A 13,914-nucleotide genomic window follows, 5' to 3' on the forward strand; every position below is an offset into this window, starting at 1 on the left:
CGGCGGCGGCGCAATTCCCGCTGCCGCCGCATCGAAAGCGTCAGGCGGCGAATGCCTCCGCGCCGATCGAATAAAGCACCTGCGCACGCGCGCTCGCCGCGGCTTTCAGTCCCAGCGCCTCCGGTACGATCTGGCCGAGGTAGAAAGCGACCGCTGCGCGCTTCATCGCCGCGAACGCCCCATCGCCCTCGACGGCGCGGTCCTGCCGCTCGAGCAGCCAGCCGCATACCGCGACCGACAGCATCGTGAGGAAGGGGTAGCTCGCCGCCAGCCGATCGTCGGCGTCTGCGTCCAGCAGCTTGCGGCCGATTTCCTCGCACGCGTCGATCAGTGCGAGCAGCCCCTGGTCCCGCGTCTCGCCGCGCATGTCGTCGATCAGCGCGAACAGAGTCGCGCCGCCGTCCATCGAGAGCTTGCGGCCGACGAGATCGGCGGCCTGAATGCCGTTGGTGCCTTCGTAGATGCGGAACACGCGGCTGTCGCGATAATGCTGCGCCGCGCCGGTTTCCTCGACGAACCCCATCCCGCCATGCACCTGGATGCCGAGGTCGGAGACCTCGCTGCCGATATCGGTGCCGTGCGCCTTGGCCAGCGGTGTGAGCAGGTCGAGCCGCTTCTTCGCGTCGCCGTCGCCCAGCCCCGCGCGGTCGAGCTGGCCGAAGGCGTAATAGACCAGCGCGCGCGCCGCCATCGTCTGCGCCTTCATCCGCATCAGCATGCGGCGCACGTCGGGATGCTCGACGATCGCGACCGCTTCCTTGTTGCGCGCGCCCTGCATCCGGTCGCGCGCATAATCGACCGCGCGCTGAGTCGCGCGCTCGGCGGCCTGCACGCCTTCCAGCCCCACGTTGAGCCGCGCGTTGTTCATCATCGTGAACATCGCCGCGATCCCGCCGAACTCGGGCCCGATCAGCTCGCCGACGCATTCGCCCTCGTCGCCGAAGCTCAGGACGCAGGTGGGCGAGGCGTGGAGCCCCATCTTGTGCTCGATCGAAACGACCTTCACGTCGTTCGCCGCGCCGATGCTGCCGTCCTCGTTCACGCGGAACTTGGGGACGAGGAACAGCGACAGCCCCTTCGTGCCCGGCGGCGCATCGGGCGTGCGCGCGAGCACGAGGTGGACGATGTTGTCGGTCAGGTCATGGTCGCCGAAGCTGATGTAGATCTTGGTGCCGCTGATCGACCACTTTCCGTCGCCGCGCGGCTCGGCCTTGGTCTTCACCGCGCCGACATCGCTTCCCGCCTGCGGCTCGGTGAGGTTCATCGTGCCGGTCCATTCGCCGGTCGCGAGCTTTGGAAGATACTTCGCCTGCTGCTCGGGGCTGCCGTGGTGCATCAGCGCCTCGATCGCGCCCACGGTGAGGATCGGCGCGAGCGCGAATCCCATGTTCGCTGCGCCCAGCGTCTCCAGCACCGCCGCGGTAAGGCTCACCGGCAGTCCCTGGCCGCCATATTCGGTGGGCGAGCTGATCGTGCCCCAGCCATTGTCAACATAGGCCTGATAGGCTTCGCGGAAACCTTCGGGCATGACGACGCCGTCCTCGGTCCATTTGGCGCCGATCTCGTCGCCCCGCCGGTCGAGCGGCGCCCATTCGCCTGCTGCGAAGGCACCGATGCCCTCGAGCACCGCCTCGACCATGTCGGGCGTGGCGTCGGCAAAGCGCGCGTTCTCGGCGAGGTCGCCGATCCGGGCGATATGATCGAGCACGAAGCGCTGCTCGGCGACGGGGGGCGTGAAGCTCATCGGTCCTCTCTTGTCGGCGGTTTCGCGCGGCTATAGCCCCAGCAGGGTGAGCACGACAAATTCCAGAACGGTGACCCGCACCTTACCCTACGGCAGCGCGGCGGTCGCCGAAGCCGCCGAACTGATCCTCGCGGGCGGCTGCGTCGCGGTGCCGACCGAGACCGTCTATGGACTCGCCGCGGACGCAACCGAATCGCATGCGGTCGCACAAGTCTATGCGGCGAAGGGCAGGCCGGCGTTCAACCCGCTGATCGTCCATGTCGCGGATCGCGAGGCGGCCGAACGGCTGGCGCGGTTCGACGATCGCGCGCGTGCGCTCGCCGATGCCTTCTGGCCGGGCCCGCTCACGCTCGTGCTGCCGCTGCGCCCCGAAGCGGGGCTGAGCACGCTGGTGACCGCGGGGTTGCAGAGTGTGGCGATCCGCGTTCCCGCGCACCGTGCGATGCAGGCATTGCTCGAAGCCACCGTGCGTCCGCTCGCCGCGCCTTCGGCCAATGCAAGCGGGCGGATCAGCCCGACCCGCGCCGAGCATGTGGTGGCCAGCCTCGGCGGGCGCATTCCGGTCGTGATCGACGACGGAGCGACGCCGCGCGGCGTGGAATCGACGATCGTCACGCTGCTCGACGGCATGGGGCTGCTGCGCGAGGGGCCAGTGACGGCAGCGGAGATCGTCGCCGTCGCCGGACCGTTCGACACGGCGGTCGCGAAGGGCGCTCCCGTGGCGCCGGGGCAGCTCGCCAGCCATTATGCGCCGGCCAAGCCGCTGCGGCTCGAAGCGACCGAGCGCCGCGAGGGCGAGTGGCTGATCGGCTTTGGTTCGATCGCAGGCGACGAGACTCTCTCCGCCGCGGGCGATCCGCTCGAGGCGGCGGCACGGCTGTTCGACCTGCTTCACCGCGCCGACGCCAGCCCGGCACCTGCGATCGCCGTGGCGCCGGTGCCGGAGGCCGGCATCGGCGCCGCGATCAATGACCGGCTGCGGCGGGCCGCGCATCGCGACTGACCCGCCCCGGCCGCGGCTTCAGGCGGCTGCGCCTTCCTTCACCCGATTGGCGAAGCTCTTGCGCAGCTTCTGGAGCTTGGGCGGGATCACCGCGAGGCAATAGGGATTCCGCTGGCCTTCACCTTCCCAATATTCCTGGTGATCGTCCTCGGCCTTGTACCATTCGCCGAGCGGCTCGATCTTGGTCACGATAGGCGCGGTCCAGTTGAGCTGGTTGCGCTCGATCCCGCGCATCGCCGCTTGCGCCTGCTCGGGCGAGGCGGGAAAGATCGCCGAACGATATTGCGTGCCGACATCGTTGCCCTGACGATTGAGCTGCGTCGGATCGTGCGTCGCGAAGAAAATGTCGAGCAGCTCGTCATAGCTGATCTTCTCGGGATCATAGGTGATCTGGACCGCCTCGGCATGGCCGGTGTCGCCGCTGCAGACCTGCTTGTACGTCGGATCGGCCACCGTGCCGCCGGTATAGCCGCTCTCGACCTTTTCCACGCCGATCACATCATTGAACACCGCCTCGGTGCACCAGAAGCAGCCTCCTGCCAGGGTCGCAGTTTCACGCGTCATCAGTATCTCCTTACCCGCGCTAGATAGGGTGGGACTGGCGCGGCGCAATCGTGGCGGCTAGGCGAGCGGCGAAGGGGAGGGCGGCAATGCGCGACGAAACGATCCTGGTGACCGGTGGCGCCGGCTATATCGGCAGTCACGCGGTGCTCGCGCTGCTCGACGCCGGATGGCGGGTGCTGGTGGTCGACAATCTGGTCACCGGATTCGCCTGGGCGGTCGATCCGCGCGCGACGCTGGTACGGGCCGATATCGCCGACGACGACGCCGTTCGCGGGGCGATGCGCGCGCATGACGTGCGCGCGGTGATGCACTTCGCCGGATCGGTGGTGGTGCCCGAATCGGTGGCCGATCCACTCAAATATTATCGCAACAACACCGCCGCGAGCCGCGCGCTGATCGAAAGCGCCGTGGCATGCGGCGTGCCGCATTTCCTCTTTTCCTCGACCGCCGCGACCTATGGCATTCCCGAGCGCGTGCCGGTGGCGGAGGACAGCGCGACGCGGCCGATCAATCCCTATGGCATGTCCAAGCTGATGACCGAGATCATGCTGAAGGACGTCGCTGCCGCGCATCCGCTCAACTATTGCGCGCTGCGCTATTTCAACGTCGCCGGCGCCGACCCGCGGGGGCGCAGCGGCCAGTCGACCGCGGGCGCGACTCACTTGATCAAGGTGGCCGTCGAGGCCGCGACGGGGAAGCGCGGGGGCGTTTCGGTGTTCGGCACCGATTTCGCCACCCCCGATGGAACGGGAGTGCGCGACTATATCCATGTCAGCGATCTTGCCGCCGCGCATGTCGACGCGCTCGAGCTGCTGATCGCGAGGCCGCAGGAGAGCCATGTGCTCAACGCCGGCTATGGCCGCGGCTATTCGGTGCTCGAAGTGCTCGATGCGGTGGATCGCGTCACCAATGTGAAGATCGAGCGACGGCTCGAAGGGCGCCGGGCGGGCGATCCCGACTCGCTCGTCGCGGACAATCGGGCGATCCTCGCGGCGCTGCCTTGGCGCCCGAAGCACGACGACCTCGACCGCATCGTTTCCGATGCGCTCGCCTGGGAGCGGAAGCTGGCGGAGCGGGAGTAGGTGGTGAGCCGTGCTGGGTTCGAACCAGCGACCTACTGATTAAAAGTCAGTTGCTCTACCGACTGAGCTAACGGCCCACGCCGCCGCACCTAGGGGCGAGGGCGCATATGGTCAACTGCGTCGCGGTTTGCCCTGCCGCTTGGCGAGCTGGCGGATGCTGAGACCGGTCAGCGGGTCGCGCCAATCCGGTGCGATTCGTACCGCCGGCCGCAACACGAAGTCGCGCTCTCGAAACGCCGGATGCGGTACGGTGAGCCCGGGGCCGGACCACGCCCCCTCCGACCATAGGATGATGTCGAGATCGAGTACCCGCTGGGCCCAGCGTCGCGCGCCGCGCCGCCCGAAATCGCGCTCGATCGCCTTGAGCCGTGCCAGCAGCCGGGGCGGGCTCTCGTCGGTGGCGATGATCGCGGCGGCATTGGCGAAGCGCCGCCGCGAGGGTCCGAGCGGCGGGGTTCGCAGGACCGGAGCGGCATGGACGATGCCGCCAATCGCATCTAGCGCGGCGCGCAGTTCGCGCTCGGGCGGGCCGTGGCGGCCCCATCGGTTCGAACCGAGCGCGATCAGATAGCTTGTCGTCGCCATGCGGGCGCGCCTATCCCGCCCCCATGTTCGCGCCAAGCCCCATCCCCGCCACCGAGCCGCCGCTCGATTGCCCGCGCTGCCCCCGGCTGGTCGAATTCCGCGAGGAGCTGCGCGCCGAATATCCCGATTGGTGGAATGCGCCGGTGCCGGCGTTCGGCGATCCCGGCGCATGGCTCGGCATCATCGGCCTTGCGCCGGGCAAGCACGGGGCGAACCGCACCGGGCGACCTTTCACGGGCGATTATGCCGGCGACCTGCTGTTCGCCACGCTCAGGAAGTTCGGACTGGCCGAGGGCGACTATGACGCGCGCCCCGATGACGGGCTGGCGCTGCGCGGCGCGATCATCATCAATTCGGTCAAATGCCTGCCGCCGCAGAACAAGCCGACTCCGGAAGAGATCCGTACCTGCCGTCCGTTCCTCGAGGGGCAGGTGGACATTCTGCCGAATGCGCGCGTCTTCATCGCGCTCGGCCAGATCGCGCACCAGTCGGCGGTCAAGACGCTCGGCGGCAGGCTGCCGAAGGCGAAGTTCGGGCACCTGGCCGAACATCGCATGCCCGACGGCCGCATCCTGATCGATAGCTATCACTGCAGCCGCTACAACACGAACACCGGACGGCTGACGGCCGACATGTTCGAGGCGGTGTTCGCGCGGGCGCTGGCGCTGCGGGCGGAGCAGGGCTGATGCTCGCGCTAGGCTGTCTCGTGCCGGTGGTGACGCTGTTCGGCGGCGCCTGGGCGGGGAGCGCACTGGCCGGGCAGCAGGGGCTGATCTGGGGCGCGGTGGCGGGGTTGGTCGTCGGGCTAGCCGTTCCCGCGCTCATGCTTCGCGGGCTGCTGGCGGCTCGGCGGCACCGCTGAGCGCGGGTCAGACGTCCTCGACCATGCGGCGGTAGAGTTCGGGCCGGCGATCGCGGAAGAAGCCCATTCCCGCGCGGTGCTTGCGCGCGCGATCGAGATCGAGCGTGGCGACAAGCGCGCCGGTCTCCTCCGCGCCGAATTCGGCGACGATGTCGCCCCATTCGTCGCAGATGAAGCTGTGGCCGTAGAAGCTCTGTCCGCCGTCGGGGCCGATCCCTTCGGTGCCGATGCGGTTGGCGGCGATCACCGGCACCACATTCGACACCGCATGGCCGATCATCGCGCGGCGCCACATGCGGCTGGTGTCGAGATCGGCGTCATAGGGCTCGCTGCCGATTGCGGTGGGGTAGAAAAGCAGTTCGGCGCCCATCAGCATCATCGTGCGCGCGGTTTCGGGATACCATTGGTCCCAACAGACGCCGACGCCCAGCTTCGCGTCGGCGGTCGGGCCGTCCCACACGCGGAAGCCGGTGTTGCCGGGGCGGAAATAATATTTCTCCTCATAGCCCGGCCCGTCGGGGATGTGGCTCTTGCGATAGACGCCGCGGACCTCGCCGTCGGGACCGATCATCGCGAGGCTGTTGTAATAATGCGGCCCGTCCTTTTCGAAGAAGCTGGTCGGGATGTGGATGCGCAGCGCCTCGGCCAGCGCCTGCATCGCGAGCACTGCCTTGTGCTCGCCGACCGGAGCGGCACTTGCGAACAGCTCCTCCTCCTCGGTGCGGCAGAAATATTCGCCTTCGAACAGCTCGGGCGGAAGGACGACCTGCGCGCCCTTGCCCGCCGCCTCGCGCACGAGTTCGGAGACGTTGGCGACGTTCGCGTCGATGTCGTTCGAAAAGGCGAGCTGCAGCGCGGCGACGGTGATCTGGGTCATGCGCTTGTCCTTAGACTCGATCGGCGCACAGTGGCACCCGCCGCGTGCGAGTGCCGGACGTGAGGAGACAGGGCGACGATGGAACGCACGGTCGAACGGCTGATCGCGCGCCGATGAGCATCCGCATGCGAAAAGCCGAGGGCATGCGCTTCGGCGCTATCCCCGTGCAACATAGCCGTAGCGGCGGTTCGACGGCGTGGCTCCGCGCGCCACATAGGCGCGCTTGAGCGCGGCGAACCGGTCGCGTTCCAGCGCCGCTGCGGTCTCGAGCGGCTCGACTCCGTACAGCCGCGCATTGTTGCCGCCGAAGATCGCGGTCTTCACCGGCCCGTCGGCGGCGCCCAGCGGCGCGAAGCCGTGGGCGCGCTGCATGTCCTCGGGGATTTCGAGCCGCCGCAGCCCCTCGATCTGCCACTGCGGGGATCCGGTCCACACCGCGTCGGTGCCCCAGCAGACGTGATCGGCGCCCAGGCCCTTCACCAGCTGTCCCATGATCGCGGCGCAGATGCGCGGCTGGGCCACCAGCGTCTGCGCGAAGATCTGGCCGAGGTCGGCATAGACGTTGCTGACGCCGTGCTTCTCCGGGATCTCGGCCAGATCGGTCACCCAGTCGATCCGGCCGGTGCGCTCGAATTCGGCGAGCGCCCATTCGGGATCGTCGAGCCGGTAGGCGGCGTGATAGATGACGAAGTTGAGCTGCGGCCAGTCCTTCGCCGCCTGCGCGACATCGTCGACTCGCGCATAGGGCGCGAGGATCGGGAAGCGGTCGTCGAGCCCGCGGCCCCACAGCCCCTTGTGGACGCAGATGTTGGTGACGCCGGCCGCCAGCGCCTTTTCATAGCCGCGATAGGTCTCGCGACTGTCCATCCGCCAGGGATGCCGCGCCAGTTCCTTGTGGGTGTTGTCGCCCACCGTATAGCCCTTGAGCGAATCGGGCCGCAGTTCGAGCGCCGCGTCGAGGTCGTCGAGCCAGCCGGGGCTCTCGGGCGTGATGATCGCATGGGTCATCATCCGCTTCGATCCGGCCTGGCCGTTCACCGTCGCGCGCGCCGCCGCCATCTGCCGGTTGGTGAGGAACCAGTCCTCGGGGATCTCGGAGGGGGCGGAGGAGATGAGCGCGATCTTGGTGTCGCTGTCGAGGAACACTTCCTTGAAGTAGTTTTCGAACTTCAGGGCTTCGATCGTCTGCGCGCCCTCTTCGAGCTGCGGGTTCCACCCCTGCGCCGCGACCGACTCGCGCATTCGGACGAAATGGGTGAGGCGCGTGTCGTCGCGCAGGAAATGCGTGTGCATGTCCATGATGAACTGGCCCGCGAGGGCCTGCGCGCGTTCGTCGGCCAGCTCGGGCGTGTTCGCTTCCGCCTCGCCGACGGCGAAGATCGGGCCGAACGCGCCGTTCAGCGCGGCGAACCCGGCCGCCGTTCCGGCCGATGTCTGGAAGAAGCGGCGTCGGCTCAATCCAAGCTTCGGCGCGATGCCGTCGGCGATTTCGTAGAGCCGCGCCTCGGTCTCGCGCTGCTTGGCACTCTGCGGGACAGGGCGATACTCCTCGCTCGACACCATCCGCACCGGTAGCGGCGTGCGCGGCTCAACCTGCTCCGCGGGCTTCAGCCGCTCGAGATCCTCGTCGGATAGACCACGCATCGCACGACTCCTCGCCTCGCTCGACCCCGCCGGGGTTCAGCGTGCGGGAATCTGCTGGCTGATGCAATGGAAGCTGCCGCCGCCGGTCAGGATGTGGTCGGCGCGGATGCCGACGGCGGTGTGCCGCGGAAAGATCTCCTGGATCGCCTCGACCGCGGCGTCGTCGTTGGGCCGGCCATAGAGCGGGATCACTACGGCGGCATTGCCGATGTAGAAGTTCATATAGCTCGCCGGGACGATCGCGCCGCTCTCGTCGAGCACGCGCCCGGGCGAGGGGATGCGCACCAGCTCGACGCCGAAGGTGCGCGCACGCTTCGCCGCGTCCTGATAGACGGCCCAGTTGGGATCGTCCTGCCCCGCCGGTTCGGGCAGCGCCAGCCGGCCGGGCGCCACGAAGCGCGCCAGATTGTCGACATGGCCGTCGGTATGGTCGTTCAGCAGCCCATCCCCCAGCCACAGAATGCGCGTGAGACCCAGCTGGTCGCGCAACCGGCGCTCGATGTCCGCGCGGGTCAGCTCCGGATTGCGGTTCGGGTTGAGCAGGCACTGTTCGGTGGTGACGGCGAGCCCGGTGCCGTCGAAATCGATCGCGCCGCCTTCCAGCACCCAATCGTGCGTCACCGGCGCGAGCCCGCGGCGACGTGCCAGCCGGTCGCCGACATCCTCGTCGCCGGGATACTCGTATTTCCTGCCCCAGCCGTTGAAATCGAAGCGGTGCGCGGTGCCGTCGCCGCCCAGTATTGGCCCGGTGTCGCGCAGCCACACGTCGCCGAACCGTTCGACCACCACCTCGGCGAAATCGCCCGCCAGCGCGCGGGCTGCGGCTCCGGCCTCCTCGTTCGCCGCCACAAGCAGCACGCGCTCTCCGCGTCCGCCGGCATGCACCGCGCGCACGAAACCCGCGACTTCGGCCTGCGCGGGGCCGCAATCGCCGCCCCACAGTTCGGTGTGGCTGGGAAAGCCGATCCAGACGGCGTCGTGCGGCGCCCATTCGGGGGGAGGAGGCGTGATCATGCGGCTCCCCCTAAAGGCTGGCGTGGCTCAGGAAAAGCCGCTCACCGGCCGGCGCGGCTTGCATCGCGGATGGCGCGGAACTCGTCGCCCTCGACCCAGTTGGGCCATTCGTCGCTATCCGCCAGCTCGCGGCCGATGCGATAATAGAGCGCGAGGTCCTGCATCACGCCGCGCCAATCCCAGGCGGGATCATAGTCGTCCTGCGGGCCGTGATAGCGGTTCTCGGTATAGTCGGCCTGCGCCGCCTCGCCCGCCGCAGTGCCGCCTTCGATCAGATCGGTGCCGCTGTCGACATAGAGCATCGGCACGCCTTGCTTGGCCAGGCTGAAATGATCCGAGCGGTAATAATAGCCCGCTTCGGGCGTCGGCTCCATCGATGCGGTGCGCCCCTGTGTGGCGAGCGCACGCTCCAGATAGGCGTCGAGCTGCGACTTGCCCTTGCCGATCACCACCACGTCGCGCGCCGGCGCGGTCATCATCGGGGCGTCGATATTGAGCCCGCCCGCGGTCTGCGCGAGCGGATAGATCGGGTTCTCGCCATAATATTTCGAGCCGAGCAGCCCCGATTCCTCGGCGGTCACCGCCAGGAATACCAGACTGCGCGCGGGTGCGCCGGCATCGGCATGCGCCTCGGCCAACGCGACCAGCGCGGCGATGCCCACCGCATTGTCGATCGCGCCGTTGCAGATGTCGTCCCCATCGGGCGCCGCCTCGCAGCGGCCCAGATGATCCCAATGCGCGGTGTGCAGGACATATTCTTCGGGGCGCGTGGCGCCCGGCAGGATGCCGATCACATTCTTCGATGCATGCCGCCGCACGGCATTGTCGAACGAGATCGACGCGGCGACTCGCTCCAGCGGAACCGCAGTGAAGCCGGGACGCTTCGCCGCCTCCGCCATCCGGTCGAAATCCTGCCCCGCCGCGGCGAACAGCCGCCGCGCCGCGTCGAGCTGGATCCAGCCGTTCGCCTTGGTCTCGCCCATATGGCCGTCGGCGGCGTCGGCAACCTGCTGCGGACCCGACCAGCTCGACTGGACGACGTTCCAGCCATAGGATGCCGGCTCGGCCTGGTGGACGATCAGCGCCGCGGCCGCGCCCTGCCGCGCGGCTTCCTCATATTTATAGGTCCAGCGGCCGTAATAGGTCATCGCCCGCCCGCCGAACGGGCCTTCCAGGCTCTGCGTCTGCCAGTCGGGATCGTTGACGAGGATGACGACCGTCTTGCCGCGCACGTCGACGCCGGCATAGTCGTTCCAGCCGCGCTCGGGCGCGTTGATGCCATAGCCGACGAACACGACGTCGCTGTCGTTCACGTCGATCCGCGGCGTCACGCGATTGGTGGTGACGACCATGTCGGCGCCATAGTCGAGGCTGAGCGCGCCCTGCGGCGTGTCGAACGTGAGATCCGAAACGTCGCGCGCGGTGATCTCGACCAGCGGCACATCCTGGAACCAGCTGCCGTTGTTGCCCGGCTGCAGCCCGGCGGCGGCGAATTGCTCGGCCAGATAGGCGAGTGTCTTCTCCTCGCCCGCGGTGCCCGGAGCGCGGCCTTCGAACTCGTCCGACGCCAGCGTGCGGGTGACGGTCCGCATCGTCTCGAGCGACAGCTCGGGCGCGACTCCGCGATCTGCCGAACCGGTGGTGGTGCAGGCGGCGAGGGGAAGCAGAAGGGCGAACAGGAGCGGGCGCATCGGCATCCTCATGGTCTGAAGGCCGCGCGAGTTTGCCAGCCGGGCGCCGCCGGGGCAAGGCGGCGCGGTTTCGTGCCTTTGCGCGCCGAGCGCCGGCTGGCGCCTATTGTTCGGGATCGAGCCCGACATGATCGAGCAGGTAGCGCACCCCCGATGTGGGGACCAGCATTTCGACCTCCTCCACCTCAGCCCGCAGCATTCGACCGGGCGCGTCGAAAAGCGGGTATTCGATTGCAAGTGCGCTGCCGGGGTTGCTCTCGGCATGGATCACGATCCGCGCCGCGAGCCTGTCTTCGGGCGGAAGCGCCTGCGCCTGGGCGGCGTGGCAGAGCCTTTCCCGAAAAAAGTGACCGACCGGCGAACGGCGCCGGAAGCTGTAGCGTTCGCCGTCCGTGATGATCGCCTCGGTATCCGGGTGGATCCGGAACACGCGATCCGGCCGCATCACGCTCACATGTATGATGTCGTCAGCGGGGCCCTCCGCGCAGACGCCGGTCCGGATGGGAAGCGGCTCGTCCGCCGTCTGCACCGCGACAAGTGGGAGAAGGATTGTCCAGAGCATCGGGCCGTCTCCATTCTCGCCGCCTGGTCGGCCTGCCGATCGCAGAAGCGCCCGCGCGGAGCGACGAAAAAGGGCGGCCCCTCGCGGAACCGCCCCTTCCGTTTTCTGCTACTGCCGAGAAATCAGCGCGAGTAGAACTCGACGACCAGGTTCGGTTCCATCTTCACCGGATAGGGAACTTCGTCCAGCGTCGGCACGCGCGTGAAGGTGATCTTCGATGCGCCGTCCGGAGCGACATAATCGGGAATGTCGCGCTCGGCGAGGCTCTGCGCCTCCATCACCAGCGCCATTTCCTGCGCCTTCGACGAGAGCGAAACCTCGTCGCCCGGCTTGATGCGGCGCGAGCCGATGTTGCACTTTTCGCCGTTCACGCGGACGTGGCCGTGGTTCACCAGCTGGCGCGCGGACCAGATCGTCGGTGCGAACTTGGCGCGATAGACCACCATGTCGAGACGCTGCTCGAGAAGGCCGATGAGGTTCTGCGACGTATCGCCCTTCATCTTCGACGCTTCTTCGTAGGTGCGCTTGAACTGCTTCTCGGTGACGTCGCCGTAATAGCCCTTCAGCTTCTGCTTGGCGCGCAGCTGGATGCCGAAGTCGGACATCTTGCCCTTGCGGCGCTGGCCATGCTGGCCGGGGCCATATTCGCGCTTGTTGACGGGCGACTTGGGGCGACCCCAAATGTTCTCGCCCATCCGGCGGTCGAGCTTGTACTTGGCGCTGGAGCGCTTCGACATTCCAAATTCCTTACAATTGCCAACGACGTTGACCCGGACGCGTGCCTCGCAGCGAGGAATGCGCCCTGATCGCGATCCCGGTTTCGCCTGCTATTCTCGGATGTTGAGAGGCAGGGCCGCCGCTTCACCGGGGTGCGGGGCCGATTGCGAAGGCGCGCGGGTACGCGCGGGCGGGCGGAAAGTCAAGCGCGGGGGCGCTTCTTGCCCTCCAACGCCGAGAGCACGCCGCGCAGCGTGCGGATCTCCTGCGCGGTCCAGCCCGGCTTGGTCAGCAGCGTGCGCAGCGTGCGGCGCGTGGCGGGCGTGCGCTCGGGCGGATGATAGAAGCCGCTTGCCACCAGCATCGCGTCGAGCTGGCCGATCAGCCCGTCCAGCTCGTGCTGCGGCGCCGGCGGGTCGAGTTCCTCCTCGGTCGGCTGCACGAGCGCCGCGCCTTTCGACCATTCATAGGCGGTCAGGATCACGGCCTGGGCGAGATTGAGCGACCCGAACTCGGGATTGATCGGCACGGTGAGGATGGTGCGCGCGACGGCCACGTCGTCGGTCTCCAGCCCGGACCGCTCGGGTCCGAAGAGCAGCGCGGAGCGGCCCGCTTCGGTGCGGATCGCGCGCGCCGCCTCCTCAGGCGTGACAACCGGCTTGGTGACGCCGCGCTTGCGCACCGTAGTGGCGTAGACATGCGCGCAATCGGCGACCGCTTCGGCAACGCTCTCGAAGACCTGCGCCTGCTCGAGGACGATGTCGGCACCGCTCGCGGCGGGCCCGGCGGAGGGATTGGGCCAACCGTCGCGCGGGCTGACGAGACGCATCTCGGTGAGCCCGAAATTCAGCATCGCGCGCGCGGCCTTGCCGATATTCTCGCCCAGTTGCGGTCGGACGAGGACGATGACGGGGGGAGGGGCGGGGGCGATCACGGCTGGTTCAACTCTCGACGAGTGCGATGGGAGCTGCGCAGTACGGCGTCAACTCTCCCCCTTCGCTCGGCACGAACGGAGGGAGGATAGTTCGAACGACGCGGTGGTTCCGCTCACCCTTTCCCGACTTCGCTGACCGTCCCCGCGAACTCTTCGAAATCGCGGGCCTCGCGGAAATCCTTGTAGACGCTGGCGAAGCGGATGTAGGCGACCGAATCGAGGCCCTTGAGCCCCTCCATCACCAGTTCGCCGATCCGCTGGGCGGGGATGTCGGTCTCGCCGCCGGTTTCCAGCTGGCGCTGGATTCCGCTGACCAGCTTTTCGATCTGCGCGCCCGTGATCGGGCGCTTGCGACAGGCGATCGACACCGAACGGACCAGCTTGTCGCGCTCGAACGGCTCGCGGCGGTCGGCGCTTTTGACGACGGTCAGGTCGCGCAGCTGGATGCGTTCGAAGGTGGTGAAGCGCGCGGCGCATGCCTCGCACTGGCGCCGCCGCCGGATCGCCGCCCCGTCCTCGGTGGGGCGGCTGTCCTTAACCTGGCTGTCTTCATGGCCGCAAAAGGGGCAGCGCATTGTCGGTCAAATCCGTTCGTGCTGAGGAGGGGCTGAGCCCCGGCGAAGACCCGTCTCGAC

General features: G+C 68.1%; 15 protein-coding genes and 1 tRNA gene. 4 read left to right on the plus strand and 12 right to left on the minus strand.

Annotated features, from left to right (window positions below; translation table 11 throughout):
- Positions 1-40: 40 nt before the first annotated feature.
- Positions 41-1,744: an acyl-CoA dehydrogenase gene (locus H7V21_RS12460; protein ID WP_188054060.1), complete on the minus strand. Its 1,704-nt coding sequence runs from the start codon at positions 1,742-1,744 to the stop codon at positions 41-43.
- A gap of 70 nt (positions 1,745-1,814) precedes the next feature.
- Between H7V21_RS12460 and H7V21_RS12465 the strand changes: the two genes are divergently transcribed.
- Entirely contained in the window at positions 1,815-2,747 is a 933-nt protein-coding gene (locus H7V21_RS12465; protein ID WP_188054061.1) for an L-threonylcarbamoyladenylate synthase, read from the plus strand.
- An 18-nt stretch (positions 2,748-2,765) separates the two neighbouring features.
- Here H7V21_RS12465 and msrA read toward each other — a convergent pair whose 3' ends face one another.
- Complete coding sequence (gene msrA, locus H7V21_RS12470) at positions 2,766-3,311, minus strand: peptide-methionine (S)-S-oxide reductase MsrA (RefSeq protein WP_188054062.1); 546 nt, start codon at positions 3,309-3,311, stop codon at positions 2,766-2,768.
- An 86-nt stretch (positions 3,312-3,397) separates the two neighbouring features.
- Here msrA and galE point away from each other — a divergent pair, with 86 nt between their 5' ends.
- Positions 3,398-4,393: a UDP-glucose 4-epimerase GalE gene (galE, locus tag H7V21_RS12475; protein WP_188054063.1), complete on the plus strand. Its 996-nt coding sequence runs from the start codon at positions 3,398-3,400 to the stop codon at positions 4,391-4,393.
- A 1-nt stretch (position 4,394) separates the two neighbouring features.
- Here the strand turns inward: galE and H7V21_RS12480 are convergent.
- Together H7V21_RS12480 and folK are read right to left on the minus strand one after the other, a co-directional pair.
- Positions 4,395-4,470: transfer RNA gene (locus H7V21_RS12480), tRNA-Lys, on the minus strand.
- Positions 4,471-4,504: 34 nt separating this feature from the next.
- Complete coding sequence (gene folK, locus H7V21_RS12485; protein WP_188054064.1) at positions 4,505-4,978, minus strand: 2-amino-4-hydroxy-6-hydroxymethyldihydropteridine diphosphokinase; 474 nt, start codon at positions 4,976-4,978, stop codon at positions 4,505-4,507.
- Between the two features lie 23 nt (positions 4,979-5,001).
- Between folK and H7V21_RS12490 the strand changes: the two genes are divergently transcribed.
- Together H7V21_RS12490 and H7V21_RS12495 are read left to right on the plus strand one after the other, a co-directional pair.
- Positions 5,002-5,664: a uracil-DNA glycosylase gene (locus H7V21_RS12490; protein WP_188054065.1), complete on the plus strand. Its 663-nt coding sequence runs from the start codon at positions 5,002-5,004 to the stop codon at positions 5,662-5,664.
- Complete coding sequence (locus H7V21_RS12495; RefSeq protein ID WP_188054066.1) at positions 5,664-5,840, plus strand: hypothetical protein; 177 nt, start codon at positions 5,664-5,666, stop codon at positions 5,838-5,840. The genes H7V21_RS12490 and H7V21_RS12495 overlap by 1 nt, the downstream gene beginning before the upstream one ends.
- A gap of 7 nt (positions 5,841-5,847) precedes the next feature.
- On the opposite strand, the gene aguB is transcribed toward H7V21_RS12495, so the two are convergent.
- The 8 genes from aguB to nrdR all read right to left on the minus strand — a co-directional run bounded on the left by aguB (position 5,848) and on the right by nrdR (position 13,854).
- Positions 5,848-6,717 carry an N-carbamoylputrescine amidase gene (aguB, locus tag H7V21_RS12500; protein WP_188054067.1) on the minus strand — a complete coding sequence of 290 codons (870 nt, stop codon included), beginning with the start codon at positions 6,715-6,717 and terminating at the stop codon, positions 5,848-5,850.
- Positions 6,718-6,873: 156 nt separating this feature from the next.
- The gene (locus tag H7V21_RS12505) at positions 6,874-8,361 is read right to left on the minus strand and encodes an amidohydrolase family protein (protein WP_188054068.1); all 1,488 of its coding nucleotides are present in this window, start codon (positions 8,359-8,361) and stop codon (positions 6,874-6,876) included.
- Between the two features lie 36 nt (positions 8,362-8,397).
- Complete coding sequence (locus H7V21_RS12510; RefSeq protein ID WP_188054069.1) at positions 8,398-9,375, minus strand: agmatine deiminase family protein; 978 nt, start codon at positions 9,373-9,375, stop codon at positions 8,398-8,400.
- Between the two features lie 41 nt (positions 9,376-9,416).
- The gene (locus H7V21_RS12515; protein ID WP_262503860.1) at positions 9,417-11,066 is read right to left on the minus strand and encodes a M28 family metallopeptidase; all 1,650 of its coding nucleotides are present in this window, start codon (positions 11,064-11,066) and stop codon (positions 9,417-9,419) included.
- A gap of 103 nt (positions 11,067-11,169) precedes the next feature.
- Positions 11,170-11,628, minus strand: coding sequence for a hypothetical protein (locus H7V21_RS12520; RefSeq protein ID WP_188054071.1), 459 nt, complete (start codon positions 11,626-11,628; stop codon positions 11,170-11,172).
- Positions 11,629-11,750: 122 nt separating this feature from the next.
- On the minus strand, positions 11,751-12,365 hold the full coding sequence (rpsD, locus tag H7V21_RS12525; protein ID WP_188054072.1) for a 30S ribosomal protein S4: 615 nt from the start codon (positions 12,363-12,365) through the stop codon (positions 11,751-11,753).
- A 182-nt stretch (positions 12,366-12,547) separates the two neighbouring features.
- Entirely contained in the window at positions 12,548-13,276 is a 729-nt protein-coding gene (locus H7V21_RS12530) for an RNA methyltransferase (RefSeq protein WP_188056536.1), read from the minus strand.
- Between the two features lie 116 nt (positions 13,277-13,392).
- On the minus strand, positions 13,393-13,854 hold the full coding sequence (nrdR, locus tag H7V21_RS12535; protein ID WP_188054073.1) for a transcriptional regulator NrdR: 462 nt from the start codon (positions 13,852-13,854) through the stop codon (positions 13,393-13,395).
- Between the last annotated feature and the right edge of the window lie 60 nt (positions 13,855-13,914).

The sequence above is a fragment of the Sphingosinithalassobacter sp. CS137 genome, from assembly GCF_014334115.1.
Lineage (GTDB): Bacteria > Pseudomonadota > Alphaproteobacteria > Sphingomonadales > Sphingomonadaceae > Sphingomonas.

Bases quoted from the DNA above. Each gene is read 5' to 3' on its own strand.
- H7V21_RS12460 (WP_188054060.1), bottom strand. From the start codon at position 1,744: ATGAGCTTCACGCCCCCCGTCGCCGAGCAGCGCTTCGTGCTCGATCAT.
- msrA (WP_188054062.1), bottom strand. From the start codon at position 3,311: ATGACGCGTGAAACTGCGACCCTGGCAGGAGGCTGCTTCTGGTGCACC.
- galE (WP_188054063.1), top strand. From the start codon at position 3,398: ATGCGCGACGAAACGATCCTGGTGACCGGTGGCGCCGGCTATATCGGC.
- folK (WP_188054064.1), bottom strand. From the start codon at position 4,978: ATGGCGACGACAAGCTATCTGATCGCGCTCGGTTCGAACCGATGGGGC.
- H7V21_RS12490 (WP_188054065.1), top strand. From the start codon at position 5,002: ATGTTCGCGCCAAGCCCCATCCCCGCCACCGAGCCGCCGCTCGATTGC.
- H7V21_RS12495 (WP_188054066.1), top strand. From the start codon at position 5,664: ATGCTCGCGCTAGGCTGTCTCGTGCCGGTGGTGACGCTGTTCGGCGGC.
- aguB (WP_188054067.1), bottom strand. From the start codon at position 6,717: ATGACCCAGATCACCGTCGCCGCGCTGCAGCTCGCCTTTTCGAACGAC.
- H7V21_RS12505 (WP_188054068.1), bottom strand. From the start codon at position 8,361: ATGCGTGGTCTATCCGACGAGGATCTCGAGCGGCTGAAGCCCGCGGAG.
- H7V21_RS12510 (WP_188054069.1), bottom strand. From the start codon at position 9,375: ATGATCACGCCTCCTCCCCCCGAATGGGCGCCGCACGACGCCGTCTGG.
- H7V21_RS12515 (WP_262503860.1), bottom strand. From the start codon at position 11,066: ATGCGCCCGCTCCTGTTCGCCCTTCTGCTTCCCCTCGCCGCCTGCACC.
- H7V21_RS12520 (WP_188054071.1), bottom strand. From the start codon at position 11,628: ATGCTCTGGACAATCCTTCTCCCACTTGTCGCGGTGCAGACGGCGGAC.
- rpsD (WP_188054072.1), bottom strand. From the start codon at position 12,365: ATGTCGAAGCGCTCCAGCGCCAAGTACAAGCTCGACCGCCGGATGGGC.
- nrdR (WP_188054073.1), bottom strand. From the start codon at position 13,854: ATGCGCTGCCCCTTTTGCGGCCATGAAGACAGCCAGGTTAAGGACAGC.